Annotated in this window: 17 protein-coding genes; 12 read left to right on the top strand and 5 right to left on the bottom strand. The window is 29.8% G+C overall.

What is annotated here, in order from left to right; translation table 11 throughout:
• The first annotated feature begins 932 nt into the window (after positions 1 to 932).
• Positions 933 to 1070 (top strand): hypothetical protein, encoded by a 138-nt coding sequence (locus tag EQM13_RS18115; RefSeq protein ID WP_161567135.1) that lies wholly within the window; start codon positions 933 to 935, stop codon positions 1068 to 1070.
• 197 nt (positions 1071 to 1267) lie between these two features.
• Entirely contained in the window at positions 1268 to 2341 is a 1074-nt protein-coding gene (locus EQM13_RS01020) for a radical SAM/SPASM domain-containing protein (protein ID WP_128751666.1), read from the top strand.
• Positions 2342 to 3735: 1394 nt separating this feature from the next.
• On the opposite strand, the gene istB (EQM13_RS01025) is transcribed toward EQM13_RS01020, so the two are convergent.
• The 4 genes from istB (EQM13_RS01025) to istA (EQM13_RS01040) form a co-directional block, all read right to left on the bottom strand.
• Entirely contained in the window at positions 3736 to 4500 is a 765-nt protein-coding gene (istB, locus tag EQM13_RS01025) for an IS21-like element helper ATPase IstB (protein ID WP_114217624.1), read from the bottom strand.
• Position 4501: 1 nt separating this feature from the next.
• On the bottom strand, positions 4502 to 6085 hold the full coding sequence (gene istA, locus EQM13_RS01030) for an IS21 family transposase (RefSeq protein WP_128751667.1): 1584 nt from the start codon (positions 6083 to 6085) through the stop codon (positions 4502 to 4504).
• 408 nt (positions 6086 to 6493) lie between these two features.
• Positions 6494 to 7219 carry an IS21-like element helper ATPase IstB gene (istB, locus tag EQM13_RS01035; RefSeq protein WP_128751668.1) on the bottom strand — a complete coding sequence of 242 codons (726 nt, stop codon included), beginning with the start codon at positions 7217 to 7219 and terminating at the stop codon, positions 6494 to 6496.
• Entirely contained in the window at positions 7213 to 8730 is a 1518-nt protein-coding gene (gene istA / locus EQM13_RS01040) for an IS21 family transposase (RefSeq protein WP_406565237.1), read from the bottom strand. Before istA (EQM13_RS01040) ends, istB (EQM13_RS01035) begins: the two co-directional genes overlap by 7 nt.
• Positions 8731 to 8898: 168 nt before the next feature.
• On the opposite strand from istA (EQM13_RS01040), the gene EQM13_RS01045 reads away from it, so the two are divergent.
• The 7 genes from EQM13_RS01045 to EQM13_RS01075 all read left to right on the top strand — a co-directional run bounded on the left by EQM13_RS01045 (position 8899) and on the right by EQM13_RS01075 (position 16677).
• Positions 8899 to 10527: an ABC transporter ATP-binding protein gene (locus EQM13_RS01045; RefSeq protein WP_161567136.1), complete on the top strand. Its 1629-nt coding sequence runs from the start codon at positions 8899 to 8901 to the stop codon at positions 10525 to 10527.
• Between the two features lie 770 nt (positions 10528 to 11297).
• Positions 11298 to 12947: a DNA polymerase III subunit gamma/tau gene (dnaX, locus tag EQM13_RS01050; protein ID WP_114219420.1), complete on the top strand. Its 1650-nt coding sequence runs from the start codon at positions 11298 to 11300 to the stop codon at positions 12945 to 12947.
• The gene (locus tag EQM13_RS01055) at positions 12947 to 13282 is read left to right on the top strand and encodes a YbaB/EbfC family nucleoid-associated protein (RefSeq protein ID WP_071139904.1); all 336 of its coding nucleotides are present in this window, start codon (positions 12947 to 12949) and stop codon (positions 13280 to 13282) included. Before dnaX ends, EQM13_RS01055 begins: the two co-directional genes overlap by 1 nt.
• Positions 13283 to 13296: 14 nt before the next feature.
• On the top strand, positions 13297 to 13896 hold the full coding sequence (gene recR / locus EQM13_RS01060; RefSeq protein ID WP_128751670.1) for a recombination mediator RecR: 600 nt from the start codon (positions 13297 to 13299) through the stop codon (positions 13894 to 13896).
• A gap of 764 nt (positions 13897 to 14660) precedes the next feature.
• Complete coding sequence (locus EQM13_RS01065; protein ID WP_128751671.1) at positions 14661 to 14867, top strand: hypothetical protein; 207 nt, start codon at positions 14661 to 14663, stop codon at positions 14865 to 14867.
• Positions 14860 to 15807, top strand: a complete 948-nt coding sequence (locus EQM13_RS01070) for an ATP-grasp domain-containing protein (protein ID WP_128751672.1) — start codon at positions 14860 to 14862, stop codon at positions 15805 to 15807. Before EQM13_RS01065 ends, EQM13_RS01070 begins: the two co-directional genes overlap by 8 nt.
• Complete coding sequence (locus EQM13_RS01075; RefSeq protein WP_128751673.1) at positions 15808 to 16677, top strand: hypothetical protein; 870 nt, start codon at positions 15808 to 15810, stop codon at positions 16675 to 16677.
• Positions 16678 to 16921: 244 nt separating this feature from the next.
• Here the strand turns inward: EQM13_RS01075 and EQM13_RS01080 are convergent, their stop codons facing one another.
• On the bottom strand, positions 16922 to 17317 hold the full coding sequence (locus tag EQM13_RS01080; RefSeq protein ID WP_128751674.1) for a four helix bundle protein: 396 nt from the start codon (positions 17315 to 17317) through the stop codon (positions 16922 to 16924).
• A gap of 1134 nt (positions 17318 to 18451) precedes the next feature.
• Between EQM13_RS01080 and EQM13_RS01085 the strand changes: the two genes are divergently transcribed.
• The 3 genes from EQM13_RS01085 (at position 18452) to EQM13_RS01095 (ending at position 22197) form a co-directional block, all read left to right on the top strand.
• Positions 18452 to 18682, top strand: coding sequence for a hypothetical protein (locus tag EQM13_RS01085; protein ID WP_128751675.1), 231 nt, complete (start codon positions 18452 to 18454; stop codon positions 18680 to 18682).
• Between the two features lie 133 nt (positions 18683 to 18815).
• Positions 18816 to 19073, top strand: a complete 258-nt coding sequence (locus EQM13_RS01090; RefSeq protein ID WP_206172766.1) for a TIGR04540 family protein — start codon at positions 18816 to 18818, stop codon at positions 19071 to 19073.
• A gap of 73 nt (positions 19074 to 19146) precedes the next feature.
• A complete protein-coding gene (locus EQM13_RS01095; protein WP_128751676.1) occupies positions 19147 to 22197 on the top strand; it encodes a site-specific DNA-methyltransferase in 3051 nt (1016 codons plus the stop codon).
• The last annotated feature ends 10 nt before the right edge of the window (positions 22198 to 22207 follow it).

The raw sequence follows: 22207 nt of genomic DNA on the forward strand, positions 1-22207 counted from the left end.
TAAACTTTTGCTTCGTTAGCCACGGCTATCCTGCAGGTCATCATTTCCCATTTTACAATAATTTTTTATCCGTATGTAAACTTGCTTATAAAAAACCTAATATTTTAAAGTTATCTTACTATAATTTTTACTATTTGAAATACAATTTTTCTAAATCTGAGTGTACTCATCTAGTGTAGTCTGTCTTTCCTTTTTGTGATGTTTCATTCTTGTTATTTTCCTAAAAGCATCATATTTATTATACACCTTTATTCATTTCTGAAGAGTATAATGACTATAAATATAATATTCGCCACAAATATCTTGGTGGCTTCCTTAAATTTGTTTAAAATATTAATGCTATTAGTTTTTAGCCGATATTTATGATGATATTGTTTCCAAAAGAAGATAGATGTTGAAAATGTTGGAAAATTACGAATTTATTTTGTTGAATATATTTTAAATAGATAATATAATCTAAATAGTATCTAGAAAAGTGACAAGAAAAACTAATTATTGATAAAGATGGATAACTAATTTAGAAAATAGAATAATTTGAATTTTGAAAAATATATATTATAGTGATTAGACAATGTAAAAAAGTATATCAAAGTAAGTTTCTAAATTTTAGCTGGGCTATAAAGGATTGATTAGGATAAATAGGTTATCAATTAAGAAGATAAAGTTTGAAAATGAATTTATTTAAATTAGTAAGCTGTTTCTTTAAGTTTTTTAATAGAAAAAATTTAAGATTTTGTTTTGTAATATTATATCAAGGAAAACGTTTTTAAATTTAATCCCTAAAACGAGGTAAGTAAAATTAATGTTCTAATGTATTTTGAGATATTGATATTAGAATTACCAATAAAAGGGCAGGCATAAAGCCTCAAGGCTTTTTTTAAAATTCTTAAACTTTTTGAGAGTATATACTTATTTAGAAAGGGGTGGAAAGAATGGAATGGATAAAAAAACCAACACAAGCGGACCCAATGGATAATTGTGTTCTCTATGTAGGATTTGGTTGTCCGGAACATGATGAAGCATGTGTAATATATCTGTGCGCATGTAAATATTGTATGATTAATTACTAATAGGTTGAATAATTAAAATCTCAAGGGTAGGTGATAAAATGAATTGGATAGAAGAGCCTATTAATGAAGCTGAAATAGACTCATTTTGCGTAGTGAGAGTTTGTTCATCAAAAAAGGTTTGTCATACTTATTTATGTGTAATATTATTATCATAATATCTAAGGATTAATAGGAAAGCTATTTGTTCAAAACAATTGATGTATCGCTTTAATACAAACCATTTAACATTAACAATAGCTCCAACTTTAAAATGCAATTTTAATTGTGTTTATTGCTATGAAGATGGATATCGTTATACTACTATGGATAAGGAAACGCAAGATGCAGTGATAAAATTTGTAAAACAGTATATTGCTAATATATCTACCTTAACAGTTATGTGGTATGGTGGTGAGCCACTTTTAGCAATAGATACCATTGATTATTTAACTCAGGAATTTTTGAAATTATGTGGAGATAAGGTAAAATATACAGCAGCTATGGTTACTAACGGATATAATTTAAATAAGGATAATGTTAATAGGCTCAAAAAATTAAAAGTTAAAAGGGTACAAATAACAATAGATGGGCCCAAAATTATACATGACGAAAGAAGAAAACTATCAAACGGTAAGGGATCTTTTGACAAGATTATTTCCAATATACAAGAATCATATAATGAATTATCCATAACTATTAGAATAAATATAGATAAAGACAATGTATCAAGTTTAAATAAATTATTGGGGGTATTTGAAGATGCTGGAATAAAAAACAAAGTTCCTTTTTATTTAGCACCAGTAGATAAAATTAATGATATTTGTTATGATATAAATTGCTTTAATTCATATGACTTTTCTATTGAAGAAATTAATTTTTATAAAATTGCACTTCAAAGGGGTTTCTATTCTGTTCCATTACCTCAACCTGTTTTAGGAATATGTGGAGCAGTTGCATTAAATAGCTATGTAATAGATCCTAAGGGAAATTTATATAAATGTTGGAATTCTATTGGACGGGTAGAGGAAAAGGTAGGGAATATATTTAATGGCATTAAATTTAATAACAATTTGCTTAAATGGCTTTTGTACAATCCTTTAGAGAATAACGAATGTAGGGAATGTAATGTTTTGCCTCTATGTATGGGAGGGTGCCCAGATCACATTATACAAAATGGTACCGCTAAATGTAATTCTATACGCTATAATGCCAAAGAAATTACTAAATTAATTTATGAAATTAAAAAAACAAATAAAGAAAAGTCTTGTGATGAGCATTATATGAAAGTATAATTTGCTTTCTTAGTCTTATTTTTTCCTAAAGTCTGTAGAACTTTGATGTATAAATTTACCTATAGAAAATAAAAAAAGGAAAATTTTGCTGATTAAAATGGGATTGTCTATTGCTGATTATGAATATCACTTTATAGTTTAAAAATTAAAAAGTTGCTAAAAAATAGCAATTCTAATAAAATTAATTATAATTATGTACACCAGGATTAAATCATAACTCCAAATAATTATAATTATTTAAAAACTTTTAGAGCTTCAAATAATAAATACTAATAAACTAAACGGGGGTATTTATATGGAATGGATAAGAGATCCATCAAGGAATATGGAATCTGTACAATGTTTAGGTTTATTATGTGGAGGGCTAGCTCCTCCTTGCGATACCTATGATCCTTGTTTTGTTGAATTTTGTGACAAGGTTTGTGATGATAAAACTTGTTTTATTCTTATTACTTAAATTTTTATTATTCTTTATAAGAAGTTAGACTTATCTAAACAAAATATTGGTTATTATCTTAATTTCTCATAACAAATAAGAATATGAGATATTGTCAATCTTAAAAAATAAACAAGTGATATTCAGAAATTAGCAAAGGTCATATTAATATGAGGATATCTACATGGTCGTCTATAAAAAGATAATAAATAATTTTGTTTTAAGGGCCAACCATGTAGATAGATACCCCATATTAATGATAAGTCATTTGTACTATCGATGTACTATCAACTAGTCACCTGACTGATATCTTGTTCTAGTAGTGCTTAAATATTTAATAAGGAATAGTATAATTTTTAAGGCAGTGGATATCGACACCTAGAAAGATAGTGAAAATATGTGAAAATAGCTGTATACAAGATTGAATGGTTTTATTTAAAACATTAAGCTGTTGTTGAATGGATTTAATACAAATTACCTAACGGTAAGTAAGTTGATTAATAGAATAATTTACAACTTTTAACAATATTTAAGAATTTATTGTAGCAGTCTTGAGAGTGATAGCTATTTTTTTGAGTAGTGAGTTTGTTTTTACTCTATTATAACAGTAAAATTAACAAGTTTTTCTAAAGTAGTGTTATTAATATTGTCAACTGAAAAAAATTTAGATATTATTGTTATAGATAGTACCAAAAGTATCAGGAAAACATCTTTTAGGAATCCAGATCTGAAAATTTGTAAAACAAAGTATCTAGAAATCTTATTTTTTCACGATTCAAATTTTATGCAGTCTGAAATTTTGTTTTCTATTATAAGATTCGAAGTGTAAGGTGTTTATTATCAAGGTTTACTTCTTGTATTTGTCAACCGAAAATTAGGTCAAAAGACCATTTAATTTTAGGTCACTTTCTTGTAAATAAATGTGCCTCTAAAATTTGTGTACAAAGGCACAAATACTTTAAGCTGTTAAAGATTTAATAGATGCACCATTTTCTCTTAATGTTTCTCTTAGCCGATAAGAATCACCCTCCATGTCGACAAGAATTGCCTTGTAAGTAAGTCTATCTATCATCGCACTTGTAACTGTCGGATCACCGAAAACCTCAATCCAACGCTCAAATGAAAGGTTAGAAGTAATTATTGTTGATTTCCTTGCTGCCCTTAAAGAAAGATTATTAAACAGCAGATCTGTCCCTTCCCGGTCAAACGAGGTGTACCCAAGTTCATCTGCCACTACAAGGTCATATTTTTCAAATCTATTCTCAAAATATCTCAAGGTCTTAGCGCTATTGCTTTCCTTCAATGTAGTAACCAGTAGTGGAATTGTCGTGAACAGAACCTTATAACCTGCCATGCAAGCCTTTAATGCTAAAGCAATACTAACCATAGTTTTTCCGGTTCCCGGGTTACCGGTCATTATGATATTTTTGCCTTTTTCGATAAAATCAAGTGTTGCTAACTCAGGAAGTCTTTTCTGCATATCTACTGGGAGACAGTCAATTTCAATATCTTCAATATATTGCCTGTAAGGCAAATGTGCATTTCGAATACGACATTCAATGGAACGCTTATCCTTTTCTTCCATCTCATAAGTTAAAAGCTTATGAAGAAAATCCTCATAATCAGCCGCTTCAGATATTACTTCTTCATAGTGAGTTTTAATTCCTTTAAGTTTCAATATATTACAGTATTCTTTAATCTCTTCATTTAATTTAACCTTCATACTATACAGCCTCCTTGTTAAGCTTTCTTGATTGGAGTGCTGCAAGTTTATCATAAATCGATAATGTGCTCCTTGATTTTTCAGTTAGATGATCATTTAATGGAACAGTAACGCAAATTTCTTTTTCCTTTCTACTTTCACAAATCACCTTAACCTTATCAGCACTCATATCCATTGGTGACAGTTTTTCAAGTTCCCTTAAAGCTTCTGTCACAGCATGGATTCCTTTTTCATAAATAATTTCTAAAACTTGTAGAAATGTCTTGGCATCTTTGGTATAATACTGTTCATAGATATATTTGATCTGGGTGTCCGTTTGGAGCAGTGCTGTGCTTCCTTTGAGGGCACCTGGTTTTTTATGTAGAGTTCTAAGATAATGATGAATCTCAATTTTCCAGTCATGCAGTTTAAAACTGCGGTCATGTTTAGCTACAATGCTGTTATCGTAGTAGATAATTATCTTATCTGTAAACATCTTCACTTTTACCATTTTACCAACTAATGTATCCGGCACAGAATAATGATTTTGACTTACCGTTACGGTCGAATATTTGTCAACACGGTTTTCTGAATAAATACTGCTTTCAAACTTAGGTAAGTTAGGAAACAAGTGTTTTTGCTCTTCTTTAAAGATTTCCATCGGCACCAATCCGTTAGATGTTTCTTTATTATTAAGCTTCATACATTCTTCAAAAAGAAACTTGTTTGCTTCTGCAAGAGTGTCGAATTTGTCATTACCCGGCTCACTGAATACTTTTCTTCTAACATATTCTACACTTCTCTCAACGTGGCCCTTTTCATTGCCTTTTGCAATATTCGTGAACCTAAAGTTGAATCCATAGTATATTGATAATTCTGTCAATGCTTTTGTTGGCTCTTTTTCGAACAATCCAACAAATTTCTTAACTGCAACCCTCATATTATCATAGACCATTGTTCTAAAATTACCTTTGCAAAATGAGAAAAATTCTGCATGTGATTGTTGAAATGCTGGAGTATCTTGAGATTTAAAAAGCATTGAATATCTGATTCCGCTTTTAGCAGGAGTAAAAACTGCCATTTGATAAGCTTTATATCCTTCTCCCCCTATATCTAATTTTGCCGTACCCCAGTCAAATTCACATACATCTCCAAGAACATATTCTTGTCTTATGAAAGCTTCACGATGCCTATCCTCGATTGTTTTAACTAATCTTTTAACTGATGAATAACTAATATTAAAATTTTTCTTTAACAAGTATTCATGAATATCAATTTTTCTCATTTGCTGCTTTGACATACCGTTAGCACGCTTCCATTCATTAACCTTTAAGCATTCTTCAATTACTTCAATCATCTCAGATGTTACCTTGTTTGGCCCTCTGTTTTCAGAATTGTATTTTGGTTTTTCAACAATTGCTTGAATTAATTCTTTTGTATCTGTTTCAGGATTTTTTGCTAAAAGTTCTTGCTTTTGATTTTCATACTCATTTACATATTTATTTACAGTATCCTTGCTCATGTGAAGCTCACTGGCAATGCTTCGATTGCTCATACCGTCAATATGTTTAAGTATGATTTTTTGTTTTTGATTCAATTTTATCACTTCCTTCTCTTCCTCCTCCCAGTTTATACTGAAAGGATACCATATTTTCTTAAGAAAGTGACCTAATTTTCAATGAGCCAGCTGACCTATTTTTAGATTAGCATAAACACTTCTTAAAATACAACCGAAAAATGATATCAATGCCATCGTTTTTAGGCAGTTCAGGATAGGCCTGTTTGAAAGATTTAATTTGTTTGATATTTATAAAAAATACAAACTTTATTATTAACAAAGAAATAAAATGAGACAATAGATTGCAAGGCTATTTTCTCTAATAAAATATATGTTGGTTCCTTGCATGTTTTTTGCAAGAGGAAATTCCTCACTTTTGCAAATTTTTTTCCTCACCCCATAGGTGGGGAATTTTTGATCATTGCAGCCATCTTTCAACTTTTTATTCTGCGGTTACTAAGCCGAAATACTTGATTCTCTCATCCTGTTGCTCTCCCCGGGGAAAAGCAGCAGGTGACAGTGGTGTAAAACTCTATCCAGTATTGCGGCTGTCATATCTTTATCATAAAAAACATTTATCCATCTTGAAAATTCAATATTAGTGTTTATAATCAGTGTTCTTTGTTCATAGCATTCGGATATAAGTTCAAACAACAGCCGGGCTCCTGTTACATCAAGGGGTACATATCCCCATTCATCACATATAATCAGTTCCGCTTTCATAATCTTTTTCATAAAACTGCTTAAGGTTCCTTCTTTCTTTGCTTCCGACAGTCTGTTAACTAATGCTGCCGTACGGTAAAAACGGGTTTCCATCCCTTTTTTACAAGCTTCTACTCCTAATGCTATGGATAAGTGAGTTTTCCCTGTACCTACATTTCCGTACATTATGATATTTGTTTTGCTTTCACAAAACTTTAACTCCTTTAAATACTCCGGTGTAACACCTGGAGGCAGGCTTATTTCATCAAACTTGAATCCGTTAAATGTTTTTATACTATAGAATCCTGCCTTGCTTATTAGTTTATCTATTCTTGCTGTTTTTCTGTGTTCTATTTCTTCCTGCAGTAGTTTAAGTAAAAATTCCTGATGATTTTCCCCTTCCGTTGTCTGTGCCTGTTCTGCCAGGTTTTGACTTAATCTGAGACGTTTACAGCATTCTCTGATTTCTTTATCTAACATGTCCTTTTACCCCATTTTTTCAATGCCTTATCATACTTTGATAAATCTGTTTTCGTAGGTTTCAGTCGGGGTATTCTGCTTTCTGTTTTCATCGGAGGTAATTCCCTTATCTCACTGCATAAATGCCTGTGCATGCTTATCAGGCTGTCTACATCCACTGCATCATAACATAGTACTTGGGTTACTGTTTGTGCTGCATTCTCAAAACCATTTTTCTCTGTTAATGAAGCTATTACGGATAGTATCTTCCCTCTCTCGCTTCTTTTACATTTATCCAGGTATTTCTTCATATCTTCCGGCATAATGTTATAGATACCACTATATTTTAGTGCCCCAGGACGTTTGGCAAGCTGCCTCAGATAGGGAAGCCACTTCATGCTTTGCTGTTTATGATCTCCGTATAATCTTTTGTGCCGAACAATTTCGTTTTGATTTTCATCCATAGGTATCACATATAAAGATGTAATTTTGATTACAACACGGGTATTTGCGTATTTTGGTGAAACGGAATATTCATGTAATCCATTGTTTAAATAAAATCGCCCATATCCGTTTGTATGTACTATATGATATCCTGCTGTATCAAACTCTGTTGCAGGCAGCGGTAAAAAATTCTTTTTATCTTCTTCAAACAATTTACTGATAAAATCTGCTTTCCTGTAATGCTCCCTGTTTCCGTCTTCATTACATTTGACAAGTAATTCCTCGTTATATTTCCTTAATTCCTGAAATCTCGGAATGGGGACTAACATATTTCTCCTGTGGTATCCTACTTTTGATTCAACATTCCCCTTTTCATGCCCTGCCTCAGGATTACAGAATACAGTATCAAAACCGTAATGTTCCCGAAATCTCATGAATTTTTCAGTCAGGTTACGGCTTCCTTCTTTCAGTATTTTGGTTACAATCGTCTTCGTATTGTCAAACCATAACCGGGTTGGAACACCTCCTATATATTCGAATATTGCTTTCAATCCTTCCAACAAACATTCAATATTTTCTCCATAGAATAACTGAAGATATCCCTGATTACTGTATGGGAAAGATACATTCAGATATTTTCCGTCATGAAGTACGCCATTTTCATAAAACTGTGCATCCCCGAAATCAACCTGTGCTTCACCCGCAGGGTGCTCCAACGGCAAATATCCTTCTTTTTCGGTATGAAAAATTTCCTTTTTCTTTAATGTTACAAAAGCCGCTACTGTCCGGTAAGAACAGTCAAAACCTTCGATTTCTTCTTTCAGTCTGTTATAGACCCTGGTGGCTGTATGACGTTGTTTCTTTTTTGCTTTCTTATCATTCTCCAGCCATTGGGTAATAATTGACTTGTAAGGATCAAGTTTAGAAAATTCCATATTTGTTTTAACTGCAGGAACAGGCTTGTTCCAATCATTTTTATTAATATACTCCCTTATTGTTTTTCTGTCATAACCGGTTTCACGGGATATTTGAGATATATTTTTCCCTTCCTCAAAGTAAAGTTTTCTGATATCATATATTTGTGCCATTGTTAGCATCTCCATTTCCTCCTTGCAATCTAATCAATTACAAGGATAATATATTGGTCAGATGTCTGCAATGGCATTTGCAATATTGGGGAAATTACCTCTGCAAAAGTGGGGAATTCTACTTTGCAATATTGGGTAATTTTATTTTACAGCAAACATTATATGGTAATGAAACCTTATGTAAAAAAAGAGATAATTGGGTTTATAGTAATATGTTGCATGACATTTTTAACACTCTTAAATCCTTATATAATGAAGAAAATATTTGATGAAGCAATTTCTATGCAAAATTTTAAACTACTATTCCGATTTATATTTATTTATGGTGTAGTATATTTATTGAGACAAGCTTTAGAAATTTATCAAATTTATATATTTACATATATTGGTGAAAAATTAGTGTATGATTTACGGATGAATTTATATAATGCATTAATGAATAAAAATACCATTGATTTAGAGGAAAAAGGAAAAGGTGAATTAATTTCACAAATTTTAAATGAAGTTCCTATTATTGTAAATTTTCTTGCTGGGACAAGTGTAAATATACTAATACAAGTCCTAAATATTACTGCAACTTTTATAATAGTATATTCTTTAAACAAATTAATAGCTATAACTTTGGTGATTGACGCTTTTTTTATATGGGTTATTACTAAACGTTTTAATCCAAAGTTAAAAAGTATTAATACTTTAATTATAAAAAATAAAGCTACTGTTAATAATACAATAAAAGAAAATTTAGATAATCTTAAGATTATTAAATATATGCATTTTTATAAATATGCAGCTAAAAAGTTTTCAAGAGCCTTACATAAAGACATATTAGGGAAATTTTCATCTATATCATTGACTAATAAATATAACTTATATTTATCGTTATTATATTTTTTACCTTCACTTATAATTCTATCATATGGAGGAAATCAAGCTATTAAACAAGAAATAACTGTTGGAACAATGATTGCATTATTTACATATATAAATAATTTCTTAAATCCAATACAAATATTAACGAATATAAATATAGATTTTCAAGCATCGATTGTTGCATTCAATAGATATTATGATACTGTTAGTAACACTAATGAAGATAAAAGAGAACTCAAAAAAATCAAATGTTTAAACGATGGAATAAAATTAAATAATGTTTCTTTTGGCTATGATAAAAACTATTTATTTAAAAATATAAATCTTAATGTACATTTGAATACTGTAGTAAAAATTACAGGAGAAAATGGAACAGGAAAATCAACTTTAGTTGATTTATTATGTGGTATATTGATCCCAGATAAAGGGGAAATAGAGTATGACGGTATAAACATAAATGATATCGATAAGCATTCATTAAAAAAACTTATTGCAATTGTCCCACAAAGAACTTATTTGTTTAACGATACTATAGTAAATAATATAAAAGTGGGAAGAAATATAGATGAAAAAATTATATTAGATTTATGCAAAAAATTTGAATTAATAAACTCTAATAATAATTTGAATCTAGAATCAATGGTTATTAACAATGGTTCTAATATTTCTGGGGGTGAGTGTCAAAAGATATCATTATTAAGAGCTATAGTTAATAATCCGCAAATAATAATATTTGATGAATTTTCTACATTTATTGATGAAAAAACTAAAAATATATTTTATAAATATATGAGACAAAACAAAGCAGGAAAGATAATAATTGTAATTTCTCATGAAACGCAGCTTGACTTAGAAGTAGATATTAATATTGACTTATCAAAACAAAAAATACATATAGACCAAAATTACAAAGAGGCTGTTTTATAATTTAAGCTCTCATTCCTAATTTTGTCATCAAATGTCATTGAAAAATTCGTAATCTTATTGAATAAATCAATATGTATTTATTGTAAAATAAAATTGGTTCTTCTTATAGTTAGTTGAAAACCGAATTTATTATAATAATTTTAATTAGAATTTAGAAGTATTAAATTTTTAAAATGCATATTTAAACCATTATTAGAAAAAACTATAAAATTCATAATATTACCAAGTAAAGTAATCTTTTTTAAATTGCATTTATTAAATATATTAAGGACAACGCCCGCAGGGCGAGTAATAACAAATCTTTGACATGTTTAATAAATGTAATTAGGCTGTTATAAATTGCTGGTATATTTTTCACTATCCTGTTTGCAAAAATGGGGAATCTTATTTTACAATAAACATCCATATCTTTATTTAATTGTATATTTTGCTCTACAGTTATAATAGAGTGACTATTAATATCAAATTTTGGCAATAGAAAAATTGCTTTCCTATCGACTCATATAATAGTATTTTCTCCTATTTACAGTCTACATCTTAGCTATAAGGAAACTATTTACCTTCTGATCGATACAATAACATTTTATTTTAACCTTGCCATTTATTCAGACTTTTTTTTAATGCATCATATTTTTATGTATTTAAATAATGTTGTAAAATAACTCTAAACGAAAAGTTTTACTGTCTTTAATCATGGCTTTCAATTTTGAGGTGTATTTATAATGAAGTTCTGATATAATATATATATTATGATAATGTAGGTGAATAACATGTATAAGGCTTTATATAGGAAATATCGTCCTCAAACTTTTGACCAAGTGTGGGGACAGGAACATATAACCACAGTTCTTAAAAATCAGATTTTACACGGAAGCATTGGGCATGCTTATCTTTTTTCCGGAACCCGAGGGACAGGGAAAACTTCTACGGCTAAGATATTTGCAAGAGCTGTTAACTGTTTAAATCTTGTTGACGGGAACCCCTGCAACGAATGTGAGATATGCAAAGGGATAATGGATGAGACTATAATGGATGTAATTGAAATGGATGCAGCAAGCAACAACAGCGTAGAAGATGTAAGAGAACTGAGAGAAAAAGTAAAGTATCCTCCTTCAAATTGTAAATATAAAGTATATATAATAGATGAAGTTCATATGCTCTCTAAGGGAGCTTTTAATGCGCTTTTGAAAACATTGGAGGAACCTCCGGAACATTTGATATTCATTTTAGCAACGACAGAAGTGGAAAAGTTACCTCAGACTATTTTGTCCAGATGCCAAAGATTTGATTTTAAAAGAATTACTGTAAATGATATAGTAAGTAATATGAAGAAAATATGTTCTGATATGAATGTGTCAGTAGATGAAAGCGTGCTACATCTTATAGCAAGGAATTGTGACGGCGCAATGAGGGACGCTTTAAGCCTTTTGGAGCAATGTATTTCTTTTGAAGAAGGGCATATTTCCATGGAAGATGCTTTAGAAATACTGGGGATAACGAATTATGATTTAATATTTCAATTAGTAGATAATATAAAATATAAAGAATTGGACAAAGCATTGAATTTGATAAATGAAATAATCCAGGACGGAAAGGACATAAATCAGTTTATAAAGGATTTAATATATCATTTTAGAAACCTCATGATTATCAAGACTTCCGTTCACCCTTCGACTATCATTGAAATGGAGCCGGAAATAATCGAAATGTATAAAAAACAAGCCCAGGATATATCCTTGTCTTTTATACTTGAAGCTTTAAATATTTTCAATGATAGTGAAAATAAAGCCAAATGGTCGACTCAACCGAGAATTATACTTGAGATGGCTGTTATAAGACTTATAAAGATGGAAGGAGAAAAAGATATTTATGAAAGAGTAAAGGACCTAGAGGATATAATAGCTAATGGAAGTATACCGGTTAACCATAAACCAAAGGAAGAAAAAAAAGAAAAGCCTTACAAAACAGAAAAAATAAAAATTAATGCTCAAGATAAACCAGCAGATAAAGTTGATAAGACAGAAAAGAGTCAAAGAGATGACGGAAATGAGCTCAATATAGATATTATAAAGGAACGATGGGACAATGTTCTCAAATTCATAAAAGAGAAAAAAATAGTTATTCATGCTTTACTAATAGAAGGTTCTCCCATATCATATGAAAATGGTATTTTATCCATAGAATATAAACAAGGCTATGGTATACACAGAGAAGCCATAAGCAAGGATGACAACAAGAATTTTGTTGAAAAGATTTTATCCGAGTATTTTAATAAAGAGATAAAAGTCCGATTTGTAATGGAAGGGGAAAATTTATTAGAAATAAATAAAGAAGAAAAGGAAGACATTCTTAAACCCATAATTGATTTTTTTGGAAAGGATTTAATTGAAGTTGAAAAAAAGAATAAGGAGGAAGAATAATGGCTAAAGGCGGATTCCCTGGAGGGGGAAATATGGGAAATATGATGAAGCAAGTTCAAAAGATGCAAAAGCAGATGACAGAACTTCAAAGCCAGCTTGAAGAAAAAGAAGTGGAGGCAAGTGCAGGAGGAGGAGCGGTAGTAGCTAAAGCTAACGGGAAAAAAGAATTAATTTCTATTACTATAGATAAAGATGTAGTCGATCCGGATGATTTGGAGATGCTTCAGGATTTAATATTGGCAGCAGTAAACGAAGCTCTGAGGAATGCAGAAAATTATGTACAGGAGGAAATGAAGAAGATAACAGGAGGAATGAATATTCCCGGGTTATTTTAGAAAAGGGTGATAAAATGGACTATTATGCTTTGCCTATAGCAAATTTAATAGAAGAGTTTTCCAAACTTCCCGGAATAGGGAGGAAAACTGCTCAAAGATTAGCCTTTTATGTATTGGAATCAGATACTAAAGATGCGGAAAAATTAGCAAATTCAATTATTAATGCAAAAGAGAAGGTAAAATATTGCAGCATATGCTGTAATTTGACTGATGATGATCCTTGTTATATTTGCACAGATAAAAAAAGGGATACCTCTACTATATGCGTAGTAGAAGGTCCAAAAGATGTAGTTGCAATGGAAAGGACAAGAGAATATCATGGACTGTATCATGTTCTTCACGGAGCCATATCACCTATTGAAAATATAGGCCCTGATGATATAAAGATCAGGGAACTTTTAGAAAGAGTTAAGGATGGGCAAATAAGGGAAGTGATCCTTGCCACAAATCCCACAGTAGAAGGGGAAGCAACAGCAATGTATATAGCAAAACTGTTAAAACCCTTTGAAATAAAAACAACAAGAATTGCCCACGGAATACCTGTGGGGGGAGACTTGGACTACCTTGATGAGATAACTTTATCTAAGGCTATGGAAGGAAGAAGAGAAATATAAAATAATCTTTTATATGTATAACCAAAATAAAGTCTTGTGACGGAAAATAAAGTTTTGTCATGTTTATTAGGGAGCAAGGCTCAAGAATCAAGGAATAAGGATATTTTTAAGAAGGATTTAGAGACAATCACAACAGGCTAAAAATATTGATAGTAAAGACTTAAGAGGGAAAAGAGATTATGATAAGAATAGTCCTTTTCCCTTTTTTCATATACCTTGATCCTGCCTTTACAACAGAACTTTATTTACTTTTTCAGAGAGCATTAAGGGGCATTTGAGGGCAAAAAATAATAGGAAGTAAAAAAGAGGTAAAAAGGAAGAAAAATACAAAGGTAGAGATACCAATGGTTAGCGGGTTGTGCGTGACAGAACTATATTTGCTTTTTGACAGAACTTTATTTTGATTGCACATAGTTAGGATTAAGTTTTTAAGGAAAAAAGGATCAAGAAAAAAATTATTTTTGAGCAAAAATGCGTAAAGTTTTGTCATAATGAAAATAAAGTCTTGTTATAAGGGTTGTAATAACGACTTATCTTATGCAATTTAGTAAAGTCGTCTTTATTAGCTATATTTATGAAACAAGATTTAAAAATGTCTCTACAAATTAACAGTTCAGGGAGGTAATCGGATTTTCTTATAATAAAAATGCAAAGTGGAATTATTCGTTTAATTAAAAAGGTTTTTAATTAAAAATGTAGAACATAATATTACTGGGTATAAATACCTTTATAACTTTATAAATTATAGGGAAAGGATGATATTTTTGTTAAAGCATTTGTTAATTGAAAAAGCATATGAATATCCATTACCTCATAAAGAACCTACTATGCAGGGGTGTAAATATGATAATGTAAAAGGATACTGGACTTATGAAAATAATAATAAACCTGTAATTTTAGACAAAAATTTTATTAAGCCGAGAACAAAAAAGGCTGATAGAGAGACTGGAGAGGATCAAAAAGGTGAATGATGTTGAGCATCTAATAATATCTAACTCATTGGATTTTACAACTGATTATGTATGTTATGAATTACAACGTAGGAGTCAAAGTTATCTTCGACTAAATAGGGACAAGTTTAGAGACTATCGTATAACCATTAATTTATCTAATGGTATTATGAATATATGGATAGAAAACCAAAAATTTAATATTAGAGAAGCTACTTTAAAATCAGTATACTTTAGGGCTCCTGTTTTCTTAAGAGATAGTTATAAAGGTTCAATAAGTTTAGAAGAACAGTTATATAGAAGTCAGTGGAGTTCATTTATCAGGAATTTAATTTATTTTGAAAATGTTTTATGGATGAATAATCCCGTTTCAACTTATAAGGCAGAAAATAAAATTCTACAGCTGAAATATGCCAGTGAAGTCGGTTTTGATATACCGAAGACAGTAATAACAAATGATGAACAGATAAAAATAGCAGACAGTGATAATCATATTGTAAAATCTTTAGATACAGCGTTATTTAGAAAAAGTGATAAAGAAATGTTTGTTTATTCAAATGTTATTAAAGGTATTGAGCTTAAAAAAGGAAGTTTAAAGGAAGCCCCGATTATCCTTCAAGAATATATTTATCCTAAAATAGATTTGAGAGTCACAATTATTGGCAACGAGGTTAAAGCAGTTAAAATTATTAAAGAAAATGAAGGTATTGATGGTGATTGGAGAAGATGTAAAGATGATGTTGAATTTATTCCTTATGAATTGCCCGAAGATGTTGTAAAAAAATCAATAGAACTTGTTAAAAAACTCAATTTATCATTTGGCGCAATTGATTTGGCATATCATAATTCAAAATATTATTTTATTGAGATAAATCCTACTGGCGAGTGGGCATGGTTAGTTGAAACTGCTAATCAAAGGATAGACGTAGACATTGTAAATATGCTTATTGAGGGTAAATAAATGAATGATTTAATAAAAAAAGCATTTCCTTTTGTTGAAAATATGCAAATTAATAAGAAAATAAAAGGCAAAATACATTGTATAGAAAATAAAGAAGTAGAACTCGAATACATGAAAAGATATAAAGATTTATCAATTGAACAGTTGAAAAATTTTTATAATGATACATTTAAAATTAAAAACAAACTTGAAGACAAAGCAAAAATGAATGTAGTTAGTCTTACCATATCAATATCATTAATATTAGGACTATCAGATTTAATTGCAAAGGTTAATAAAAATATTGGAATCGATTGGCTAAATATTATTATGGTTATTTTTCCAATTTTATCGATAGGTTATATGGTAACTGCAGGTATTTTGTCAATATCAGTACTTATTAAAGAAAATGCTATACATGTAATATTCCCAGAAGATTTAATTTTAGAGGAAGAAGAACTGAAGAAAGTATATGCAGAAAGTACTGAACTGAATGTAAAAAGAAACACAATAAGAAATAATTATATTTATACAAGTTATGAATGCATAAAAAATGCATTAGTTTGTTTAACTGTTATCTTTTTTTTATCAGTATTACCAATTAACGGTATAAATAATGGGGAAGATAAAAGTAGCGTATATATAGGATATAAAATAATCTATTCGGAAAATTTCATGGATTATTGTAATGAAATTGATGAGCATATCTTAAAAGAGAAAGTAGCTGATACTATTAATAGATCAGTTGATTATATAAAGAAATTTGAAGATGCTTATGAAATAAAAATTGCAGATGAAAAGCATAAATTATATATAAAATTTGTAAAGGTTAAGGATCGAATAATAATATTAAACGTGCAGGATCAAATATGCATTCAAAACAAAACTTAACATCGAAATGCTAGTGAAGAATTATTAAATATATAAAACTAATAATATAAGGAGTAAGGCACAGAATATTTCTAATTGCTAAAAACCTATTAGCTTTGGTGCAAAAAGCTATCTTAAGTTATGTAAAAGGAGACAGCTAATAGCTGTACTCTACTTTAAGGAAAAGCCATTCCTTTATTTTTATTTTCTCTTTGTATGCCATTTATTTGTATTTTTTACAACTAAAAACTCCTTTCTTTTTACCTTATGCAATATTAGTCTTCAACTCATAATCCAATTTTTTTATAAGACCAATGAGCATTTTTGTGATTTCTATTAAATGGCCATCATATAAATCATATTCTTCTTTTGAAATATATTTATTATCTAATGCGACAATCAACCAATGCCTTGTCTCGGATGCACTGCCAAGAGCATTGTTTAAAAATGATATTTGCTTTTTAGGATATAGCTGACCGTTGCCTTCGGCGATATTTGCGCCAATGGAGGTAGCTGACCTAATAATTTGAGATTTTGCTGCGTGGGTTTCGAAGTTTGGAAATTTAGCAGCAATTTTATAAATATCTTGGGCTAATTCTCTAGCTTTAGCCCAGACGATTAGTTTTTTAAAGTCTTTTATGTGATAATTGTATTTTGCCATATCTATCACACTCCTTTTTGGAAAATAATTCATCTATATTCATAATATAAAAAAGGAAAAAGCAAAGTCAATTTTTACTATCGGCTATAAGAAGATTTTTAAAAAACATTTAAAAACTTTAATAAGTGTATAAAAAGTCCCACTTTACCCTTTTATAATTAAAAGGGATAGGGGACTTTTTTAAGAAAGGTAAAGCTCCTGAACATATTCTCGTTGTATAATTCAGGAGCTTTTTATGTAAAAATCGTAATAATTAATTACGTTTTTAAAATCGGAAACGTTTTCGTTATTTGTAGAAATCGTTTTTTTCATTGCTGCATTTTTTGAAATTTCTTCGCTTGTTCCTGGTATAAAACCGATTAATTTCAATTGAGATGTATTAATAACAATTAGCTTAAATTAGTTTTTATTAATATTAATTAATTAATATTAAGCAATCTGGGAAGTTTGGATAATAGGTTACGTAAGATGATTTTCCTTTTTTAAAAACCAAATGTATTTTTAAAAACGTAATGGTCTTTAGAGAATTATTAGAAGATAATATAAGAAAACGGAGATAATAGAAGAAAAAGCAAGAGACATTGGCAGAAACGTATTAGAAAGCGAATTTATTCATTAAAAACGTGATCAATGAAAGGCTCTAGATTTATGTCTTCAGGGCCTTGGCCTTTAAAATTTATATGTAGGGGATACAAGTTTCTAAACAAAATTGAGTAATCCATCCTAGCAGGAAGGGGACTCTCTTTTTAATGGTTTTGATTCCGTTTATCATGTTGTATGATAATTCGATAGAATGCAGCAGGCCGTTTCTTTTCCGACAGACTTGATATAAAATACCGTCATGTGACATTATGATTTTGTTTGATAATATATTATCTTTATTAAACATTTTTGTCCTCCTATCTTACCCATAGTTTTTAATTTATATTAAATACAAGTCAAAATTTAATATACAAAACATCTGAAGCCTAGTGTTCGTGCGACTTTCTATAACTATATTATACTACAAAAATCAATATACATCATTAGTATTTATATAAAATTGTTATTTATTTTATATAAATATATTTGAATTTGTATATTACATAGGTATATATTTAATATAAAATACAAGAACTTAAAGAGGGTGATAGCATGAATGATAAAAATGTAATTAAACGGGTGTTAGATATATTATGGATGTGCTATAAATTTGATTATTATGACGTTAAAGTGAATCAATTAGATTATCTCGCAAGAGAAACATTATCTCTAGGAATAGATAAAGAACAGCTGGAAGAATATATACAGAAAAGATTTCTAGAACGCAAAAGTGATTTTAAAATAGGAAAAAGAAAATTTAAAATTGCTGTTATTGAGATATAGAGAGGGAGTATTTACTCCTTTTCTGTATCTCTTTTTGTATACATATTGCCTAATTTATAGAAATTACTTGTCTATTCAATGATAAGAGGATATACTTGAAATATAAGAAAATAATATAAAAATTATATAGAAATTGAAAGGGAAGAGGGTGTTTACTATTATAAAAACCTTCTATAAAAATCAAACGGAAGTTGCAGAAGCGATAAACTTTGTTCTAGATAGCTATTGGGTTGACGAAATTAAAGAAGAGGAAATGATTCAGACGATCAAAGATATAATTAGGAATAACGATTCATTATTGTATAAAAATGGGGATTACACTACCATTATAAAGCAACGCTCTGGGAAAAGAAGGTTGGAGATCGTATCTAGAATCAAGGAGGATTTATAGTTTTTTAATATAAGGAGTTTGTATAATATCACAGTAATTATTCAGGGGAAATAATCTAGAGGGGGAAAGATTAATGAGCAAAAGTTTTGAGAAATTAAGAAAGCTACTAGAAGAAATGTTTCAGCTGAATCAAGCTGATCTTGATTTTGGCATATATCGAATTATGAATTATAAAAGGAGAGAGATAGAAAAATTCCTTGATGAAGATTTATTACCACAGGTAAGAGGGGAATTAGAAAAATATATTTCAGTAAAGCAAGAAAGTCTTATTGAAGAAATGGATGATTTAAAAAAGACCCTTGATACCACAGGGGTTGTATATGAGCAAAGTGCGAAATATGTGGCTTTAAAATCCCAAATAGAAAATGGGTTAAGTGTTGAGCAGGCTGAATCAGAAGTCTATTCTCATTTAGCTAATTTCTTTGGCAGATATTATGATAACGGTGACTTTATATCTGCTAGAAGATATAAAAAAGGGGTATATGCCATCCCTTATGAAGGTGAGGAAGTAAAACTTCATTGGGCAAATGCAGATCAATACTACATTAAAACTACAGAGTATTTTAGAGATTATTCCTTCAAATTGCCCTGTGGAAAAATTGTTCATTTTAAATTAGTGGAAGCAAATACGGAAAAGGATAACAATAAAGCCCCAAAAGGTAAAGAAAGAAGATTTGTAATATATAAGGAAGAGCCTTTCAAAATAAAAGATGGTGAACTTTATATACATTTTGAATACAAAGTAGATAACAAAAAACAGGACAAGTTAATTGCCGAAGCTTTGGATTTAATCAAAACTCATATTAAAGTTAGTAGCGATTATGCTCCTTTTATTGAAATCTTTACTCAAAGTCCTACTGAAAAGAACCCCAATAGGACTTTGATTGAAAAACATTTAAATGATTATACGGCAAGAAATACTTTTGATTATTTTATTCACAAAGATTTAGGAGGATTTTTAAGAAGGGAGCTAGATTTTTATTTAAAAAACGAAGTCATGTTTCTCGATGATCTAAATACAGAAAATGAGCGCAGGGTAGAAGAATATATTACTAAAATAAAAGTTATTAAATCTATAGGGCACAAGATCATTGAGTTCCTTGCTCAAATAGAAGACTTCCAAAAAAAGTTATGGTTAAAGAAAAAGTTTATCGTACAATCGGATTACTGTATTACCCTAGATAAAGTGGATGAAAGCTTTTACCCAGAAATCATAGATAATGAAAGACAAATCGAAGAGTGGAAAAAGCTTTTTGCTATAGATGAAATAGAAGGTTATGTAGAGCCTTTAACGATAAAATTTTTAAAAGAAAATCCTTATTTGGTATTAGATACGGCTTTTTACGATGAAAATTTTAAAGAAAAGCTCATAGAGAGTATTGATAATATCGATGAAAATATAGATGGACTTTTAGTACATAGTGAGAACTTTCAAGCGTTGAATTTGATGCATGAGAGGTATAAGGGAAATATAGACTGTTGTTACATTGATCCACCCTACAATACTGATAATGATGATTTTGTTTATAAAGATAAGTTTAAGCATAGTAGTTGGCTGTCTATGATGTATGATAGAGTAACAAATGCTAAAAAACTATTAAATAAGGATTCTAAAATAGCAATATCTATTGATGATAATGAAAATGCAAATTTACTATTTTTAGGGAAAAGTATTTTTGGGGATGAGAATTTTGTTGGGAATATTACTTGGGAAAAAAGAACAAAAGCACAAAATACTCAAACAGCTAGAAAAATGCTTCAATCTAAAACAGAATATATATATATATTTAGAAATAGTGATAAGAAACAAGAATTTAATTTAGAACAAAAAGGGGAAAAAGAATATCCTTTAAAGGATGATAAAGGTGTATATAGGATTCAAGAAGTTGGTCAAATGTCTTCAAGCGGTATTAGAGGAAGGCAAACTATGATTTTTTCTATAAAAGGTATATTTCCTAATGAAAACATGCAATGGAAACTTGGAAAGGACGAAATAGAAAGATTAGAAAAGGAAAATAGAATTATAATTAAAGAAAATAGACCATTTGTAATATATAGACCTAAACATGAGGAAGGGGTTATATACACTCCGTTTTGGTCTCATTTCTTTGATAAGGATGTCTATGGCACAGCAGAAGTAGGTCTAAAAGAAGTTGGAAAAGAATTTGGTTTTGGCAGTAAAATTGAAACTGTAAAACCTTCAAAACTTATTAAAAAGCTTATGTTTCATATTAGCAATATTGATAAAGATAATTCACTTATTCTTGATTTTTTTGCAGGCTCTGGCACTACAGGTCATGCGGTTATAAATCTCAATAGAGAAGATGAAGGAAACCGTAAATATATCCTTGTCGAGATGGGTGAATATTTTGACACGGTGTTAAAGCCCAGAATCCAAAAAGTGATTTACTCAAAAGAGTGGAAAAATGGTAAACCTGTTGATAGGGAAGGTTCTAGCCATATATTTAAGTACATAAAACTTGAATCATATGATGACACCTTAAACAACTTGACAATGAAAATAGATTCACACGGGCAAAAAGTTATTGAACAGTATGATCATATAAGGGAACAATATATGCTTTCTTATATGCTGGATAAAGAAACCGAAGGAAGCATATCTTTATTAAACATAGATAGCTTTAAGAATCCATTTGATTATAAACTCAATATTGCTAATGGTTTAGAAACCAAAGAAACAGTAGTAGATCTTGTGGAAACATTTAATTATTTGATTGGTCTTACTGTTCACAGTATCGGTGCTAAAGAATATTTTGATGTAGAGCCTGTTCATGATGAAAAAAGGCCAGGAAAAGTAAAGCTAAATTTTGCAAAGTATGGTGAAGGGGAATATGTATTTAAAGAAGTAGAGGGAATTCTTCGGACTGGAGAAAAAGCACTCATTATCTGGAGAAATATGACCGATGATATTGCCAAGGACAACGCAGCCCTTGACGCTTACTTTGAAAAGAGAAGATATAACACAAGAGACTTTGAATATGATCGTATTTATGTAAATGGAGATAATAATCTTTTCAATTTTAAACTTGCGGATGAGACATGGAAAGTGGTTTTAATTGAGGAAGAGTTTAAGAAGAAGATGTTTGACGTACAGGAACTATAAGGAGGGGTAA

It is taken from the genome of Acidilutibacter cellobiosedens (assembly GCF_004103715.1).
In the GTDB taxonomy this organism is placed as follows: Bacteria; Bacillota; Clostridia; order Tissierellales; family Acidilutibacteraceae; genus Acidilutibacter; species Acidilutibacter cellobiosedens.

Coding starts and splice junctions, on each gene's coding strand:
- EQM13_RS18115 (WP_161567135.1), top strand. CDS start 933: ATGGAATGGATAAAAAAACCAACACAAGCGGACCCAATGGATAATTGT.
- EQM13_RS01020 (WP_128751666.1), top strand. CDS start 1,268: ATGTATCGCTTTAATACAAACCATTTAACATTAACAATAGCTCCAACT.
- istB (WP_114217624.1), bottom strand. CDS start 4,500: ATGAAGGTTAAATTAAATGAAGAGATTAAAGAATACTGTAATATATTG.
- istB (WP_128751668.1), bottom strand. CDS start 7,219: ATGTTAGATAAAGAAATCAGAGAATGCTGTAAACGTCTCAGATTAAGT.
- istA (WP_406565237.1), bottom strand. CDS start 8,730: ATGGCACAAATATATGATATCAGAAAACTTTACTTTGAGGAAGGGAAA.
- EQM13_RS01045 (WP_161567136.1), top strand. CDS start 8,899: ATGAAACCTTATGTAAAAAAAGAGATAATTGGGTTTATAGTAATATGT.
- dnaX (WP_114219420.1), top strand. CDS start 11,298: ATGTATAAGGCTTTATATAGGAAATATCGTCCTCAAACTTTTGACCAA.
- EQM13_RS01055 (WP_071139904.1), top strand. CDS start 12,947: ATGGCTAAAGGCGGATTCCCTGGAGGGGGAAATATGGGAAATATGATG.
- recR (WP_128751670.1), top strand. CDS start 13,297: ATGGACTATTATGCTTTGCCTATAGCAAATTTAATAGAAGAGTTTTCC.
- EQM13_RS01075 (WP_128751673.1), top strand. CDS start 15,808: ATGAATGATTTAATAAAAAAAGCATTTCCTTTTGTTGAAAATATGCAA.
- EQM13_RS01080 (WP_128751674.1), bottom strand. CDS start 17,317: ATGGCAAAATACAATTATCACATAAAAGACTTTAAAAAACTAATCGTC.
- EQM13_RS01085 (WP_128751675.1), top strand. CDS start 18,452: ATGAATGATAAAAATGTAATTAAACGGGTGTTAGATATATTATGGATG.
- EQM13_RS01095 (WP_128751676.1), top strand. CDS start 19,147: ATGAGCAAAAGTTTTGAGAAATTAAGAAAGCTACTAGAAGAAATGTTT.